The organism is Agromyces mediolanus (genome assembly GCF_044917495.1).
In the GTDB taxonomy this organism is placed as follows: Bacteria; Actinomycetota; Actinomycetes; order Actinomycetales; family Microbacteriaceae; genus Agromyces; species Agromyces mediolanus_B.
Map to the genome: position 1 here is coordinate 88,008 of NZ_JAVSSI010000002.1, position 13,896 is coordinate 101,903.

22 protein-coding genes are annotated in these 13,896 nt (G+C 69.4%); 1 reads left to right on the plus strand and 21 read right to left on the minus strand.

Annotated features, from left to right (window positions below; genetic code table 11):
* The first annotated feature begins 147 nt into the window (after positions 1 to 147).
* On the plus strand, positions 148 to 2,205 hold the full coding sequence (locus ROT00_RS03150) for a BglG family transcription antiterminator (RefSeq protein WP_404772262.1): 2,058 nt from the start codon (positions 148 to 150) through the stop codon (positions 2,203 to 2,205).
* Positions 2,206 to 2,272: 67 nt separating this feature from the next.
* Here ROT00_RS03150 and map read toward each other — a convergent pair whose 3' ends face one another.
* From map to rplD, 21 genes are all read right to left on the minus strand, one after another.
* Positions 2,273 to 3,124: a type I methionyl aminopeptidase gene (gene map, locus ROT00_RS03155; protein ID WP_404772263.1), complete on the minus strand. Its 852-nt coding sequence runs from the start codon at positions 3,122 to 3,124 to the stop codon at positions 2,273 to 2,275.
* Positions 3,125 to 3,128: 4 nt separating this feature from the next.
* Positions 3,129 to 3,755, minus strand: a complete 627-nt coding sequence (locus tag ROT00_RS03160) for an adenylate kinase (protein WP_404772265.1) — start codon at positions 3,753 to 3,755, stop codon at positions 3,129 to 3,131.
* Positions 3,752 to 5,074, minus strand: a complete 1,323-nt coding sequence (gene secY / locus ROT00_RS03165; protein WP_251202118.1) for a preprotein translocase subunit SecY — start codon at positions 5,072 to 5,074, stop codon at positions 3,752 to 3,754. The genes ROT00_RS03160 and secY overlap by 4 nt, the downstream gene beginning before the upstream one ends.
* Before the next feature lie 136 nt (positions 5,075 to 5,210).
* Positions 5,211 to 5,888, minus strand: a complete 678-nt coding sequence (gene rplO, locus ROT00_RS03170; RefSeq protein ID WP_404772267.1) for a 50S ribosomal protein L15 — start codon at positions 5,886 to 5,888, stop codon at positions 5,211 to 5,213.
* Positions 5,888 to 6,073 (minus strand): 50S ribosomal protein L30, encoded by a 186-nt coding sequence (rpmD, locus tag ROT00_RS03175; RefSeq protein ID WP_067948559.1) that lies wholly within the window; start codon positions 6,071 to 6,073, stop codon positions 5,888 to 5,890. The genes rplO and rpmD overlap by 1 nt, the downstream gene beginning before the upstream one ends.
* Positions 6,073 to 6,777, minus strand: coding sequence for a 30S ribosomal protein S5 (gene rpsE / locus ROT00_RS03180; RefSeq protein WP_372458675.1), 705 nt, complete (start codon positions 6,775 to 6,777; stop codon positions 6,073 to 6,075). The genes rpmD and rpsE overlap by 1 nt, the downstream gene beginning before the upstream one ends.
* Positions 6,774 to 7,133, minus strand: coding sequence for a 50S ribosomal protein L18 (gene rplR, locus ROT00_RS03185; protein WP_243567474.1), 360 nt, complete (start codon positions 7,131 to 7,133; stop codon positions 6,774 to 6,776). The genes rpsE and rplR overlap by 4 nt, the downstream gene beginning before the upstream one ends.
* 2 nt (positions 7,134 to 7,135) lie before the next feature.
* Complete coding sequence (gene rplF, locus ROT00_RS03190) at positions 7,136 to 7,672, minus strand: 50S ribosomal protein L6 (protein WP_404772268.1); 537 nt, start codon at positions 7,670 to 7,672, stop codon at positions 7,136 to 7,138.
* A 4-nt stretch (positions 7,673 to 7,676) separates the two neighbouring features.
* Positions 7,677 to 8,075, minus strand: coding sequence for a 30S ribosomal protein S8 (gene rpsH / locus ROT00_RS03195; RefSeq protein ID WP_243567472.1), 399 nt, complete (start codon positions 8,073 to 8,075; stop codon positions 7,677 to 7,679).
* Positions 8,076 to 8,241: 166 nt separating this feature from the next.
* On the minus strand, positions 8,242 to 8,826 hold the full coding sequence (gene rplE / locus ROT00_RS03200; RefSeq protein WP_404772270.1) for a 50S ribosomal protein L5: 585 nt from the start codon (positions 8,824 to 8,826) through the stop codon (positions 8,242 to 8,244).
* Positions 8,826 to 9,185: a 50S ribosomal protein L24 gene (gene rplX / locus ROT00_RS03205; RefSeq protein ID WP_404772272.1), complete on the minus strand. Its 360-nt coding sequence runs from the start codon at positions 9,183 to 9,185 to the stop codon at positions 8,826 to 8,828. The genes rplE and rplX overlap by 1 nt, the downstream gene beginning before the upstream one ends.
* 2 nt (positions 9,186 to 9,187) lie before the next feature.
* Positions 9,188 to 9,556, minus strand: a complete 369-nt coding sequence (gene rplN / locus ROT00_RS03210; RefSeq protein WP_404772274.1) for a 50S ribosomal protein L14 — start codon at positions 9,554 to 9,556, stop codon at positions 9,188 to 9,190.
* Positions 9,557 to 9,589: 33 nt separating this feature from the next.
* Complete coding sequence (rpsQ, locus tag ROT00_RS03215) at positions 9,590 to 9,892, minus strand: 30S ribosomal protein S17 (protein WP_404772275.1); 303 nt, start codon at positions 9,890 to 9,892, stop codon at positions 9,590 to 9,592.
* Between the two features lie 2 nt (positions 9,893 to 9,894).
* A complete protein-coding gene (rpmC, locus tag ROT00_RS03220) occupies positions 9,895 to 10,215 on the minus strand; it encodes a 50S ribosomal protein L29 (protein ID WP_285872697.1) in 321 nt (106 codons plus the stop codon).
* Positions 10,215 to 10,634, minus strand: coding sequence for a 50S ribosomal protein L16 (gene rplP / locus ROT00_RS03225; protein WP_189083717.1), 420 nt, complete (start codon positions 10,632 to 10,634; stop codon positions 10,215 to 10,217). The genes rpmC and rplP overlap by 1 nt, the downstream gene beginning before the upstream one ends.
* A gap of 2 nt (positions 10,635 to 10,636) precedes the next feature.
* Positions 10,637 to 11,392 carry a 30S ribosomal protein S3 gene (gene rpsC, locus ROT00_RS03230; RefSeq protein WP_404772277.1) on the minus strand — a complete coding sequence of 252 codons (756 nt, stop codon included), beginning with the start codon at positions 11,390 to 11,392 and terminating at the stop codon, positions 10,637 to 10,639.
* On the minus strand, positions 11,392 to 11,757 hold the full coding sequence (rplV, locus tag ROT00_RS03235; protein WP_189083715.1) for a 50S ribosomal protein L22: 366 nt from the start codon (positions 11,755 to 11,757) through the stop codon (positions 11,392 to 11,394). Before rplV ends, rpsC begins: the two co-directional genes overlap by 1 nt.
* Positions 11,758 to 11,782: 25 nt before the next feature.
* A complete protein-coding gene (gene rpsS / locus ROT00_RS03240) occupies positions 11,783 to 12,064 on the minus strand; it encodes a 30S ribosomal protein S19 (RefSeq protein WP_022889728.1) in 282 nt (93 codons plus the stop codon).
* A 12-nt stretch (positions 12,065 to 12,076) separates the two neighbouring features.
* Positions 12,077 to 12,916, minus strand: a complete 840-nt coding sequence (rplB, locus tag ROT00_RS03245) for a 50S ribosomal protein L2 (RefSeq protein WP_404772278.1) — start codon at positions 12,914 to 12,916, stop codon at positions 12,077 to 12,079.
* 15 nt (positions 12,917 to 12,931) lie between these two features.
* On the minus strand, positions 12,932 to 13,237 hold the full coding sequence (rplW, locus tag ROT00_RS03250; protein WP_189083713.1) for a 50S ribosomal protein L23: 306 nt from the start codon (positions 13,235 to 13,237) through the stop codon (positions 12,932 to 12,934).
* Entirely contained in the window at positions 13,234 to 13,893 is a 660-nt protein-coding gene (gene rplD, locus ROT00_RS03255; RefSeq protein WP_404772279.1) for a 50S ribosomal protein L4, read from the minus strand. Before rplD ends, rplW begins: the two co-directional genes overlap by 4 nt.
* Between the last annotated feature and the right edge of the window lie 3 nt (positions 13,894 to 13,896).

Below are 13,896 nucleotides of genomic sequence, written 5' to 3' on the forward strand. Positions count from 1 at the left end.
TCTGTTCGCGGTCCGCCGGCACGGGTGCTGCCGACGCTTCGATCCTGCCGAGGCATCCGCCGCGCCGCCACCCGATTCGCTTCCGGCCCCCCGGAAATCCCGCCCGGATCGCGCCCAGCGTACCGAGGTCGATGATTGACTGGCGTCGTGGCCGAGCGATGGCAGCGACTCCTCGACGAGCTCGCGCGCGCCGACGGATGGACGACGGCGTCCGAGCTGGCGGACCGGTTGGGCGTGACGACGCGCACCGTCCGCAGCTGGGTGGTGCGCGCGAACGAGGCCGGCCGTCTCGTCCGCAGCAGCCCCGCGGGCTATCGCGTCGATCTCGCGGCCCTCGCCGCGAGCGACCGCACTGCGGCGGAGGAGGAGCTCGCCGCGGTTCGTCCTGAGGGGCGGATGGCCCGGGTCATCCGGGCGCTCGCGGATGCCGAGGACGGCGTCGACGCGTACTGGCTCGCCGGCGAGCTGCACGTCAGCGATTCGACCCTCGACGCGGACCTCGCCCGGGCCAGGGCCCGGCTCGGCGACGGCCCGCTCGCGATCGTCCGGAGCGGCGCGGCGCTGCGCCTCACCGGCCCGGAGTCGGCGAAGCGCCGGCTGCTCGGCTCGCTGCTGCGCGAGGAGTCGGCGCGCGGCAGGATCGCCGTCGACGCGCTGCGGCAACGCTTCCCGGAGCTGCCCGGGTTCCGCGAGCGGCTCGTCGCCGGGCTCCTCGACGCCGGCTACGCGCCGAACGAGTACGCCCTCGACGATGTCCTGCTGCACCTCGCGATCGCGGCCGACCGGGTCTCGCGCCACCGTCCGATCGAGGATGCCGCGGCATCCGGCGGCCTCCCGGGCGCCGCCCGCGGGACGGTCGGGGCGGTCGCGGGGGCGGAGACCCGAGCCGACGGCGACGGCGCGATCTCCGCGCTGCTCGCCGCCCTCGTCGCCGAGGAGCTCGACGTGGTGCTGCCGCCCGCGGAGCTCGCCCACCTCTCGAAGCTGCTCCGCACGCGGGCGGCGACGACCCGGCTCGACCCCAGCGGCACCGAGCCCGCCGGCACCGACCCGGCCCCGGCCGGCACGGGCTCGCCGCGGGCGGCGCTCGTCCGCGGCATCCTGCGCCGCGCCGGCGCCGAGTACCTGGTCGACCTCGACGACGAGGACGTCGTCGAGCGCCTCGCGCTGCACGTCGACAACCTGGCGGAGCGCTCCGCGGAGCGGTCCTTCTCGCGGAACCCGCTCACCCCGCGGATCAAGGCCGCCTATCCGCTCATCTACGAGCTCGGGGTCTACGTCGCGAGCGAGCTCGGCCGGGCCGAGGGCATCACCGTGAACGACGACGAGATCGCCTATCTCGCCATGCACCTCGGCGCGCACCTCGACCGTCGTCGCGGCGAGGCCGACCTCGTCCGCGTGCTCGTCTCGGCACCGCGCTACCACGGCGTCGCCGACGCCCTCGTCGACCGGGTCCGCGAGGTGCTCGGCGCAGGAGCCGCCGTCGCCCCCGCGCCCGCGCCCGCCGGCCCGGCGCCCAGCGGCCCGACGGCGCCGGGCGTGCCGGAGACCGCGGACCCCGGGGACGCCGTCCGTGGCGGTCGCGCCCTCCTCCAGCGCGCCGACCTCGTGGTCGCCGTCGTCCCGCCCGAGCAGACGACGTCCCGCCTGGTGCTCGTCTCCCCCATCCCGACGGACGACGAGCTCGAGCGGGTGCGCAGCGAGGTGGTTCGGCTGCGCCGCGCGCGCCGCACGGCTCGGCTCGCCGCCCGGCTCTCCGAGACCATCGAGCCGGGCTTCTTCGTCCGCGGACTCCGCGGACTCGACCGGGAGGGCATCATCCGCCTCCTCGGCGAACGGCTCGTCGCAGCCCAGGTGATCGACCGCGGCTACGTCGACGGTGCCGTCGAGCGGGAGCGGATGAGCTCCACCGCGTTCGCCGAGCACCTCGCCGTGCCGCACGCGATGGCGATGACCGCGCGCCGCACCGCGATCGCGATCGGCATCGACGAGGTCCCGATCGACTGGGCGGGCACCCCCGTGCACGTCGTCGCGCTCATCGCCTTCGCCGACAGCGGCCGGGCGGAGTTCCAGGAGGTCTTCGACCACTTCGTCGAGACGTTCTCCGAACGGGACAACGTGCTGCGGCTCGTGCGCGGCGCGACCGACTACCCGGGCTTCCTCGCCGAGCTGGCGCGACTCATGGACGCCGACGCCGAGGAGTGACGGCGCCGGGCCCGTGAACGGGCCGGTTCAGGACCGACGGACTGGTTCAGATCTCCGACGGACCGGCTCAGGCGATCGGGACCGGGGTCACGCCGAACGGCGCGAGGCCCGCTGCGCCCCCGTCGGGAGCGGTGAGCACCCAGATGCCGTCGGCGTGCACCGCGACGGAGTGCTCGACGTGCGCGGCGTCCGAGCCGTCGGAGGTCGTCACGGTCCAGCCGTCGTCGCGCACGAAGGTCTCGATCGAGCCGGCGACGATCATCGGCTCGATGGCGACGACGAGTCCCGGCTTCACCGCGGGGCCGCGGCGGTCGACGCGGTAGTTGAACACCGGCGGCTCCTCGTGCATGCGCCGCCCGATGCCGTGCCCGACGTAGTCGAGCAGGATGCCGTACTCCCGGCCGGATCCGCCCGGGGCATCCGCCTCCGCGAGCACCGCGTCCTCGATGGCGCCGCCGACCTCGTTCAGGTGGCGCGCGCTCGCGAGCGCGGCGATGCCCGTCCAGAGTGCGAGCTCGGTCACCCGCACGAGCTCGCGCCGGGCGGCGACCACGTCGGGGCGCTCGGGATCGTCGATCACCACGGAGAACGCCGCGTCGCCGTTCCAGCCGTCGACCTCGGCGCCGCCGTCGACGGATACCAGGTCGCCTGGCCGGAACGGCCGGTCGCCCGGGATGCCGTGCACCACGTCGTCGTCGACCGAGACGCAGAGCGTGTGCCGATAGCCGGGCTCGAGCTGGAAGTTCGAGCGGCCGCCGCGCTCGACGATGACGCGCTCGGCGGCCGCGTCGAGCTCGAGCGGCGTCGCGCCGACCGCGATCAGCCGCCTCGCCTCGGCGAGTGCCGCCGCGGTCGCCTCGCCGGCCGCGCGCATGGCGCGGAGCTCGGCCGGCGACTTCAGGATCGAGCGGCGGAACACGGGCTCAGACGACGGCGCCCGGGTGCAGCGGCGCCAGGCCGCGCGCGGCGAGCGCGGCGAAGATGCGGGCGGTGACCTCGTCGAGCGTGCCGACGCCGTCGATGCGGACGACGATGCCGCGCGCGCGGTAGACGTCGAGGATCGGCGCCGTCTCGCGCTCGTAGATGGCGAGCCGGTTCTCGATCACCTCTTCGGTGTCGTCGGTGCGGCCCTGCTCGACGGCGCGCTGACGCAGCCGCGAGATCGACTCCTCGCGCGGCACCACGAGCTCGATGACCGCGTCGAGCTTCTCGCCACGGGGCTCGAGGAAGGCGTCGAGGTCGGCGACCTGCCCCCGGTTGCGCGGGTACCCGTCGAGGAGGAAGCCCTCGGCGGCGTCGGGCTGCGCCAGACGGTCGGCGACGAGCGCGCTCGTCAGCTCGTCGGGGACGAGGTCGCCCGCCTCGATGATCGACTGCACCCGCTTGCCGAGCTCGGTGCCGCCCTTCACGTTGGCGCGGAAGATGTCGCCCGTCGCGATCTGGGGCACCTCGAACGCCTCGGCGACGAGCACGCCCTGGGTCCCCTTGCCGGAGCCCTGCGGGCCGACGATGAGGAAGCGGGCGGAGCGGGCGGAATCGGCGCTGGTCATCGGAGGAGTCCTTCGTAGTGTCGCTGCTGGAGTTGCGCGTCGATCTGCTTGACGGTCTCGAGACCGACGCCGACGATGATCAGGATGGATGCACCGCCGAACGGGAAGTTCTGATTGGCCCCGACCAGTGCGAACGCGATGAGCGGGATGAGCGCGATGAGGCCCAGGTAGAGCGAGCCCGGGAACGTGATGCGGGTGAGCACGTAGTCGAGGTACTCGGCCGTCGGACGACCCGCGCGGATGCCGGGGATGAAGCCGCCGTACTTCTTCATGTTCTCGGCGACCTCGTCGGGGTTGAACGTGATCGCGACGTAGAAGTACGTGAAGCCCACGATGAGCAGGAAGTACAGGAGCATGTACAGCGGGTGGTCGCCCTTGGTCAGGTAGTTCGTGATCCACGCGACCCAGGGCTGGATCTCCTCGCCCGCCTTCGGCTGGTTGAACTGCGCGATGAGCGCGGGCAGGTAGAGCAGCGAGGAGGCGAAGATGACGGGCACGACGCCGGCCATGTTCACCTTGATCGGGATGTACGTGTTGTTGCCGCCGTAGGTGCGGCGGCCGACCATGCGCTTCGCGTACTGCACCGGGACCCGGCGCTGCGACTGCTCGACGAAGACGACGGCGACCACGACGATGAGGCCGATCGCGAGGACGATCGCGAAGACGTCCCAGCCGCGGGAGATGCCGATCGCCCAGAGCGAGCCCGGGAAGGTCGAGGCGATCGAGGTGAAGATGAGGAGCGACATGCCGTTGCCGATGCCGCGCTCGGTGATGAGCTCGCCCATCCACATGATGAGGCCGGTACCCGCGGTCATCGTGATGACCATCAGGAGGATCGCGTACCAGGCGTCATTCGTGATGAGCTGCGAGCAGGAGGGGTCGGCCGAGCCGCTGAACAGCGCGCCCGAGCGGGCGACCGTGATGAGCGTGGTCGACTGCAGCACGCCGAGCGCGATGGTGAGGTAGCGGGTGTACTGCGTGAGCTTGCCCTGGCCCGCCTGGCCCTCCTTGTAGAGGGTCTCGAAGTGCGGGATGACGACGCGGAGGAGCTGCACGATGATCGACGCGGTGATGTACGGCATGATGCCGAGCGCGAAGATCGACAGCTGCAGCAGTGCGCCGCCGGAGAAGAGGTTCACGAGCTCGTAGAGGCCCGATGCGCCCTGGTTCGCCGCGAGACAGGCCTGGACGTTCGAGAAGTCCACGAACGGCGCGGGGATGAACGAGCCCAGACGGAACAGGGCGATGATGCCCAGGGTGAAGCCGATCTTCCGGCGCAGGTCCGGCGTGCGGAAGATCCGCCCGATCGCGTTGAACACTCGTCCTCCTGTTGCTCCGTCGTGGAGCGTCATACACAGCACCCGGGCGCGGCGCCCGGATGCGATTCGAGCCTGTCAGGACCCCCGTGAATCATACGCGAGGTCCCGACAGGCTCGAACTTCGTTGGTGGATCGGTTACTTGACCGAGCCGCCCGCGGCGACGATCTTCTGCTCTGCCGAGCCGGAGACCTTGTCGACGGCGACGTTCAGCTTCACCTGCAGGTCGCCGTTGCCGAGCACCTTGACGCGCTCGTTCTTGCGGACCACGCCCTTGGCCACGAGGTCGGCGACGGTGACGTCGCCGCCCTTCGGGTAGAGCTCCGCGAGCTTGTCCAGGTTCACGGCCTGGTACTCGACGCGGAAGGGGTTCTTGAAGCCGCGGAGCTTCGGCGCACGCATGTGGTACGGAAGCTGGCCACCCTCGAAGCCGGGGCGCACCGTGTTGCGGGCCTTCGTGCCCTTGGTGCCGCGACCGGCGGTCTTGCCCTTCGAGCCCTCACCGCGACCGACGCGGGTCTTGTCCTTCTTGGCGCCGGGAGCCGGACGAAGGTGGTGCACCTTCAGGACCTGCTCGCGGGCCTCGACGACGTCGGCCTTCGGGGCCGCCTTCTTGGCCGGAGCCTTCTTGGCGGGCGCCTTCTCGGCCGGAGCCTTCTCGGCGGCGTCGGCCTTCGAGGCCGCGGCCTTCTTGGCCGGAGCCTTGGCGGCCGGAGCCTTCTCGGCGGGGGCCTTCTCGGCAGCGGCCTTCGCCGGAGCCTTCTTCGCGGGAGCCTTCTTCGGGGTCTCCTCGGCGACGTTCTTCTCGTCAGCCATTAGTCAATCTCCTCAACCTTCACGAGGTGGGCGACCGTCTTGACGTAGCCGCGGTTCTGCGGCGTGTCCTCGCGGACGACGGAGTCGCCGATGCGCTTCAGTCCGAGGCTCCGGAGCGTGTCGCGCTGGTACTGCTTCTCGCTCACCTTGGACTTGATCTGGGTCACCTTGAGCTGCTTGGCCATCAGGCACCTGCCTTCGCTGCTGCGGCGGCCTCGGCCGCCTGGGCCTCGGCACGCAGCAGACGGGCGGGCGCGACCTCGTCGTAGTCGAGACCACGACGGGCGGCGACGGCGCGCGGCTCCTCGAGCTGCTTCAGCGACTCGACGGTGGCGTGCACGATGTTGATGGTGTTCGACGAGCCGAGCGACTTCGACAGCACGTCGTGGATGCCGGCGCACTCGAGCACGGCGCGGACCGGACCACCGGCGATGACACCGGTACCGGGCGACGCCGGACGCAGGAGGACGACACCGGCCGCGGCCTCACCCTGCACGGGGTGCGGGATGGTGCTGCCGACGCGCGGGACGCGGAAGAAGTTCTTCTTCGCCTCCTCGACGCCCTTCGAGATGGCCGTCGGGACCTCGCGCGCCTTGCCGTAGCCGACGCCGACGAGTCCGTTGCCATCGCCCACGACGACGAGCGCCGTGAAGCTGAAGCGACGGCCGCCCTTGACGACCTTCGACACGCGGTTGATGGTGACGACGCGCTCGAGGAACTGGCTCTTCTCGGCGTCGCGGCCACCGCGGTCACGACCGCCCTGGCCGCGGTCGCGGCCGCCACGGCGGCCGTCGCGCTCGCGGCGCTCGGGCTGCTGCTCGGTGCCGGCAGCGGTCTCGACGGGTGCCTCAGCGGCCACCTCGGTCTCCTTCACAGTGTTCTCACTCACAGGTTCAGCCCTGCCTCTCGCGCTCCATCGGCGATCGCCGCGACACGACCGGCGTACTTGTTGCCGCCGCGGTCGAAGACGACCTCGGCGATGCCGGCCTGCTTGGCGCGCTCGGCGACGAGCTCGCCGACCTTCTTCGCCTTGGCGGTCTTGTCACCGTCGAACGCGCGGAGGTCGGCCTCCATGGTCGACGCGGAGGCCACGGTGCGGCCCTGGGCGTCGTCGACGACCTGCACGAACACGTGGCGGGCCGAACGGGTCACGACGAGACGCGGGCGCAGCTCGGTGCCGACGATCTTCTTGCGAAGGCGGGTGTGGCGGCGCGAACGCGCAGCCGACTTGCTCTTCACGGCCATGGTTACTTACCAGCCTTTCCGGCCTTGCGACGCACGACCTCGCCGGCGTAGCGGATGCCCTTGCCCTTGTACGGCTCGGGCTTCTTGATCTTGCGGATGTTGGCGGCGGTCTCGCCGACGGCCTGCTTCGAGATGCCCGACACGGTGAGCTTGGTGTTGCCCTCGACCGCGAAGGTGATGCCGGCGGGCGCCTCGACGACGACCGGGTGCGAGAAGCCGAGCGCGAACTCGACCGCGTTGCCCTTCTGCGCGACGCGGTACCCGGTGCCGACGATCTCGAGGCCCTTCGAGTAGCCCTGGGTCACGCCGACGATGTCGTTGGCGATGAGCGTGCGGGTGAGGCCGTGGAGCGAACGCGACTCGCGCTCGTCGTCCGGGCGGGTGACGATGACCTGGTTGCCATCGACCTTGGCCTCGATGGGGCTCGCGACGGTGAGCGAGAGCTCGCCCTTCGGGCCCTTGACGGTGACGGCGGAGCCGTCGATCTTCACCTCGACACCGGCGGGGATGTCGATGGGGAGTCGTCCGATTCGTGACATGGACTTACCACACGTAGGCGAGGACTTCCCCACCCACGCCCTTCTTCTCGGCCTGGCGGTCGGTGAGCAGACCGCTGGAAGTGGACAGGATCGCGACGCCGAGGCCGCCGAGGACCTTGGGGAGCTCGGTCGACTTCGCGTACACCCGGAGACCGGGCTTCGAGACGCGCTTGATGCCGGCGATCGAACGCTCGCGGTTGGGGCCGAACTTGAGGCTCAGCGTGAGGGTCTTGCCGACGCGGGCGTCGGTCACCTCGAAGTCCGCGATGTAGCCCTCGTTCTTGAGGATCTCGGCGATGTGGCCCTTCAGCTTGGAGTGGGGCATCGACACCGCGTCGTGGTGGGCGGAGTTGGCGTTCCGCAGACGGGTCAGCATGTCAGCGACCGGGTCGGTCATCGTCATGACGATGTGTTCCTTACGTTCACCAGGTTTCAGGACCCGTTACACGGGGACTGACCTGTGGTGGTGCGGCTCGCGGTTGCGAACCGTCGAAGTGCCTGTGCCGGCGCCGCTCCCCTCGACTGGCTCGGGGAGCGGTGCCGGCTCATGCACAAACTCGTAGAGTCTACTACGCGTTCTCGACCTGCTTGAACGGGAAGCCGAGCGCCTTGAGCAGCGCGCGACCCTCGTCGTCGTTCTTGGCGGTGGTCACCACGGTGATGTCCATGCCGCGAACGCGGTCGATCTTGTCCTGATCGATCTCGTGGAACACGCTCTGCTCCGTGAGACCGAAGGTGTAGTTGCCGTTGCCGTCGAACTGACGGTCGCTCAGGCCGCGGAAGTCGCGGATGCGCGGGAGCGCGAGCGACAGGAGGCGGTCGAGGAACTCCCACATGCGGTCGCCGCGCAGCGTGACGTGCGCGCCGATCTGCTGGCCCTCGCGCAGCTTGAACTGCGCGATGGACTTGCGGGCCTTCGTGACCTGCGGCTTCTGGCCGGTGATCTTCGTGAGGTCGGCGATGGCGCCGTCGATGACCTTGCCATCGCGCGCGGCCTCGCCGACACCCATGTTGACGACGATCTTCACGAGGCCCGGCACCTGGTGCACGTTCGAGTAGCTGAACTGCTCGATGAGGCCCTTCGAGATGTCCTCGCGGTACTTCTGCTTCAGGCGGGGCTGGATTTTGCCAGCCGCCACGGCAGTCTCAGTCATCAGAGGTCCTTACCTGACTTCTTGGCGTAACGAACGCGGACGGTCTTGGTGACCCCGTCCTTCGTCACGGTTTCGGTGCGGAAGCCGACGCGGGTCGGCTTCTTGGTCTCGGGGTCGACGATCGCGACGTTCGAGACGTGGATCGGGGCCTCGTGGGTCTCGATGCCGCCGGTCTTCGAGCCGCGCTGGGTCTGGCCGACCCGCACGTGCTTCGTGACGTAGTTGACGCCCTCGACGACGACGCGGTTCTGGTCGACCAGCACCTCGATGACCTTGCCCTGCTTGCCGCGGTCTCCACCGCGGGCCTGGCTGCGGCCGGAGATGACCTGGACCAGGTCGCCCTTCTTGATGTTCGCCATGGTTAGAGCACCTCCGGAGCCAGCGAGATGATCTTCATGAACTTCTTGTCGCGCAGCTCGCGGCCCACCGGGCCGAAGATACGGGTGCCGCGCGGCTCGCCGTCGTTCTTGAGGATCACCGCGGCGTTCTCGTCGAACTTGATGTAGGAGCCGTCGGGACGACGGGTCTCCTTGCGGGTGCGGACGACGACGGCCTTGACCACGTCGCCCTTCTTCACGTTGCCGCCGGGGATCGCGTCCTTGACCGTCGCGACGATGACGTCGCCGAGGCCGGCGTAGCGGCGGCTGGAGCCGCCGAGCACACGGATGGTGAGGAGTTCCTTCGCACCCGTGTTGTCGGCCACCTTGAGCCGGGATTCCTGCTGAATCACTTCAGTCTCCTTCTCGGAAGCAAGCCCAGGGGCTTACTTGGCCTTCTCGACGATCTCGACGAGGCGCCAGCGCTTGGTGGCGCTGAGCGGCCGGGTCTCGGAGATGACGACCAGGTCGCCGATGCCGGCGGTGTTCTGCTCGTCGTGCGCCTTGACCTTCGAGGTCCGGCGCATGACCTTGCCGTACAGCGGGTGCTTCACGCGGTCCTCGACCTCGACGACGATGGTCTTGTCCATCTTGTCGCTGACGACGTAGCCGCGGCGCACCTTGCGGTACGGGCGCTGCTCGGCCGTCTCGGCGACCTCGGCCGCGGGGGCCTTCTTGGTCTCAGCCATGATCAGGCCTCCTTCGTCTCAGCGGCGTCGGCGGCGTCGTCAGCGGCCTTGGCCTTCTTGGTCTTCTTCTCGGCCTTCGCAGGCACCTCGACCGGGGCGGGGGTGGCCCGGATGCCGAGCTCGCGCTCGCGGATCACCGTGTAGATGCGGGCGATGTCGCGCTTGACCGCACGGAGGCGGCCGTGGCTCTCGAGCTGGCCGGTGGCCGACTGGAAGCGCAGGTTGAACAGCTCTTCCTTGGCCTTCTTCAGCTCGTCGACGAGACGCTCGTCTTCGAAGGTGTCGAGCTCGACGGTCTCGAGCCCCTTGGTTCCGACGGACATTACGCGTCGCCCTCCTCGCGCTTGATGATGCGTGCCTTGAGGGGCAGCTTGTGGATGGCACGGGTCATGGCCTCGCGCGCGAGCTCCTCGGAGACACCCGAGACCTCGAACAGGACGCGACCCGGCTTGACGTTGGCGACCCACCACTCGGGCGAACCCTTACCGGAACCCATGCGGGTCTCGGCCGGCTTCTTCGTGAGCGGACGGTCCGGGTAGATGTTGATCCACACCTTGCCGCCACGCTTGATGTGACGCGTCATGGCGATACGAGCGGACTCGATCTGACGGTTGGTCACGTACGCGGGGGTGATGGCCTGGATGCCGTACTCACCGAAGCTGACCTTGGTGCCGCCCGTGGCGGCGCCGTCGCGCTTGGGGTGGTGCTGCTTGCGGTACTTGACTCGACGGGGAATCAACATGGTTACGCCTCAACTCCTGCTGCCGCCGGCTCCGCAGCCTTGGGGGCGCGGTCGCGGCGGGGACGGTCGCGGTCGCCGCGGGACGGCTTCTGGGAAGCCTGCTCGCGGGCGAGCTCCTTGTTCGTGATGTCGCCCTTGTAGATCCAGACCTTCACGCCGATGCGGCCGAAGGTGGTCTTCGCCTCGTAGAAGCCGTAGTCGATGTTCGCGCGCAGCGTGTGCAGCGGCACACGACCCTCGCGGTAGAACTCCGAGCGGCTCATCTCGGCGCCGCCGAGGCGGCCGGAGACCTGGATCCGGACACCCTTGGCGCCGGCGCGCTGCGCGCCCTGCAGACCCTTGCGCATCGCGCGGCGGAACGCCACACGAGCCGAGAGCTGCTCGGCGATGCCCTGCGCGACGAGCTGGGCGTCGGCCTCGGGGTTCTTCACCTCGAGGATGTTGAGCTGGATCTGCTTGCCGGTGAGCTTCTCGAGGTCGGCGCGGATGCGCTCGGCCTCGGCGCCGCGGCGGCCGATGACGATACCCGGGCGGGCCGTGTGGATGTCCACGCGGACGCGGTCGCGGGTGCGCTCGATCTCGATGCGCGAGACACCCGCGCGGTCGAGCGAGGTGGTCAGCATCTGACGGATGCGGACGTCCTCGGCGAGGTAGTCGGCGTAGCGCTGACCGGGCTTGTTCGAGTCGGAGAACCACCGCGACACGTGGTCGGTGGTGATGCCCAGACGGAAGCCGTACGGGTTGACCTTCTGACCCATTACTTCGTACCCTCCTCGGGCGTGGCGAGCACGACGGTGATGTGGCTCGTTCGCTTGTTGATGCGGAAGGCACGGCCCTGCGCGCGCGGCTGGAAACGCTTGAGGGTGGTGCCCTCATCGACGAATGCACGCGCGACGTACAGGTCCTGCTCGTCCAGGTAGGTGTTCGTGGCATCGGCCTTGACGCGAGCGTTCGCGATGGCCGAGGCGACGAGCTTGTACACCGGCTCGCTCGCGCTCTGGGGCGCGAACTTCAGGATGGCCAGGGCCTCCTGTGCCTGCTTGCCGCGGATCAGGTTGACGACGCGGCGAGCCTTCATGGGGGTGACGCGGATGTGTCGCACGCGGGCGATCGACTCCACCATTTCTTCCTCCTTCACACCACCGCGGTCAGCGGCGGCGGCCCTTCTTGTCGTCCTTCACGTGTCCACGGAAGGTGCGGGTGGGCGCGAACTCGCCGAGCTTGTGGCCCACCATGGTCTCGGTGACGAACACCGGGATGTGCTTGCGGCCGTCGTGCACGGCGATCGTGTGCCCGAGCATGGCCGGGATGATCATCGAGCGACGCGACCACGTCTTGATGACGTTCTTGCTGCCGGCTTCGTTCTGGACGACGACCTTGCGAAGCAGGTGCTCGTCGACGAAGGGGCCCTTCTTGAGACTGCGAGGCATCTTCTCTTACTCCTACTTGCGCTTCTTGCCGACGGTGCGACGACGGACGATGAGCTTGTCGCTTTCCTTGTTGGGGCGACGAGTGCGTCCCTCGGGCTGACCCCACGGGCTGACCGGGTGACGACCACCGGAGGTCTTGCCCTCACCACCACCGTGCGGGTGGTCGATCGGGTTCATCGCGACACCGCGGACGGTCGGGCGGACGCCCTTCCAGCGCTTGCGGCCGGCCTTGCCCCAGTTGATGTTCGACTGCTCGGCGTTGCCGACCTCGCCGATGGTCGCGCGGCAGCGCGCATCGACGTTGCGGATCTCGCCCGAGGGCAGACGCAGCTGGGCGTAGGGGCCGTCCTTCGCGACGAGACGCACCGAGGCGCCCGCCGAACGGGCCATCTTCGCGCCGCCGCCGGGACGGAGCTCGATCGCGTGGATCACCGTACCGGTGGGGATGTTGCGCAGCGGCAGGTTGTTGCCGGGCTTGATGTCGGCCGCGGGGCCCGACTCGATCAGGTCGCCCTGACGGAGCTTCGCCGGCGCCAGGATGTAGCGCTTGGTGCCGTCCGCGAAGTGCAGCAGCGCGATGCGCGCGGTGCGGTTCGGGTCGTACTCGATGTGCGCGACCTTGGCGGGCACGCCGTCCTTGTCGTTGCGACGGAAGTCGATGACGCGGTACTGGCGCTTGTGGCCACCGCCGATGTGGCGGGTGGTGATGCGACCCTGGTTGTTGCGGCCACCGGTCTTGGAGAGCGGGCGCAGCAGCGACTTCTCGGGCGTCGAACGGGTGATCTCGGCGAAGTCCGAGACCGACGAACCGCGACGACCGGGGGTCGTGGGCTTGTACTTACGAATAGCCATTGTTTTCTACGCTCCTCAGCCGACAGCCGTGAAGATGTCGATGGAACCGGACTTGAGGGTGACGATCGCGCGCTTGGTGTCCTTGCGCTTGCCGATCCCGAACCGGGTGCGACGGGTCTTGCCCTGACGGTTCAGGGTGTTGATCGACGCGACCTGCACGTTGAAGATCTTCTCGATGGCGAGCTTGATCTCGGTCTTGTTCGAGCGGGGGTCCACGATGAACGTGTACTTGCCCTCGTCGATCAGGCCGTAGCTCTTCTCCGAGACGACCGGCGCGATGATGATGTCGCGCGGGTTCTTGTTGAAAGCGGCGGAGCTCATGCGGAGACCTCTTCCTTCTTGGCCTGCTTCGCGGCGACGAACGCCTCGAGCGCGGCCGTGCTGAAGACGATGTCGTCGGAGACGAGCACGTCGTACGCGTTCAGCTGGTCGGCGGCGATCACGTGCACGGCCGGGATGTTGCGGACGGCGCGCTCCGAGAGCTCCTCGCCACGGGCGAGGACCACCAGGAAGTGCTTCGACGGGGCGATCTTGCCGAGGAGCGCCACGGCGTCCTTGGTCTTCGCCACGTCGCCGGCCGCGAAGCCCTCGACCGCGTGGATGCGGCCGCCGCGGGCGCGGTCCGAGAGCGAGCCGAGCAGCGCGGCCGCGATCATCTTCTTGGGGGTGCGCTGCGAGTAGTCGCGCGGGGTCGGGCCGTGCACGACGCCACCACCGGTGTGCTCCGGGGCGCGGACCGAGCCCTGGCGCGAACGGCCGGTGCCCTTCTGCTTGAACGGCTTGCGACCCGAACCCGACACCTCGCCGCGGTTCTTGGTCTTGTGCGTGCCCTGACGGGCGGCGGCGCGCTGCGCGACGACGACCTGGTGGATGAGCGGCACGTTGGTCTGCACGTCGAAGAGCTCGGCGGGGAGCTCGACCGTGCCGGTCTTCTTGCCGGTGACGTCGAGGACGTCGATGGTGTTGGCGGTAGCCATGGA

Excerpts from the sequence above, each read along its gene's own strand:
- rplX (WP_404772272.1), bottom strand. The coding sequence starts at position 9,185 with ATGGCGAACATCAAGAAGGGCGACCTGGTCCAGGTCATCTCCGGCCGC.
- rplP (WP_189083717.1), bottom strand. The coding sequence starts at position 10,634 with ATGTTGATTCCCCGTCGAGTCAAGTACCGCAAGCAGCACCACCCCAAG.
- rpmC (WP_285872697.1), bottom strand. The coding sequence starts at position 10,215 with ATGTCCGTCGGAACCAAGGGGCTCGAGACCGTCGAGCTCGACACCTTC.
- rpsH (WP_243567472.1), bottom strand. The coding sequence starts at position 8,075 with ATGACGATGACCGACCCGGTCGCTGACATGCTGACCCGTCTGCGGAAC.
- rplR (WP_243567474.1), bottom strand. The coding sequence starts at position 7,133 with ATGGCCGTGAAGAGCAAGTCGGCTGCGCGTTCGCGCCGCCACACCCGC.
- ROT00_RS03160 (WP_404772265.1), bottom strand. The coding sequence starts at position 3,755 with ATGACCAGCGCCGATTCCGCCCGCTCCGCCCGCTTCCTCATCGTCGGC.
- rplF (WP_404772268.1), bottom strand. The coding sequence starts at position 7,672 with ATGTCACGAATCGGACGACTCCCCATCGACATCCCCGCCGGTGTCGAG.
- rplB (WP_404772278.1), bottom strand. The coding sequence starts at position 12,916 with ATGGCTATTCGTAAGTACAAGCCCACGACCCCCGGTCGTCGCGGTTCG.
- rplE (WP_404772270.1), bottom strand. The coding sequence starts at position 8,826 with ATGACTGAGACTGCCGTGGCGGCTGGCAAAATCCAGCCCCGCCTGAAG.
- rplW (WP_189083713.1), bottom strand. The coding sequence starts at position 13,237 with ATGAGCTCCGCCGCTTTCAACAAGAACCCGCGCGACATCATCATCGCG.
- rpsC (WP_404772277.1), bottom strand. The coding sequence starts at position 11,392 with ATGGGTCAGAAGGTCAACCCGTACGGCTTCCGTCTGGGCATCACCACC.
- rpsS (WP_022889728.1), bottom strand. The coding sequence starts at position 12,064 with ATGCCTCGCAGTCTCAAGAAGGGCCCCTTCGTCGACGAGCACCTGCTT.
- rplO (WP_404772267.1), bottom strand. The coding sequence starts at position 5,888 with ATGGCTGACGAGAAGAACGTCGCCGAGGAGACCCCGAAGAAGGCTCCC.
- rpmD (WP_067948559.1), bottom strand. The coding sequence starts at position 6,073 with ATGGCCAAGCAGCTCAAGGTGACCCAGATCAAGTCCAAGGTGAGCGAG.
- rplD (WP_404772279.1), bottom strand. The coding sequence starts at position 13,893 with ATGGCTACCGCCAACACCATCGACGTCCTCGACGTCACCGGCAAGAAG.
- rplV (WP_189083715.1), bottom strand. The coding sequence starts at position 11,757 with ATGGTGGAGTCGATCGCCCGCGTGCGACACATCCGCGTCACCCCCATG.
- rpsQ (WP_404772275.1), bottom strand. The coding sequence starts at position 9,892 with ATGGCTGAGACCAAGAAGGCCCCCGCGGCCGAGGTCGCCGAGACGGCC.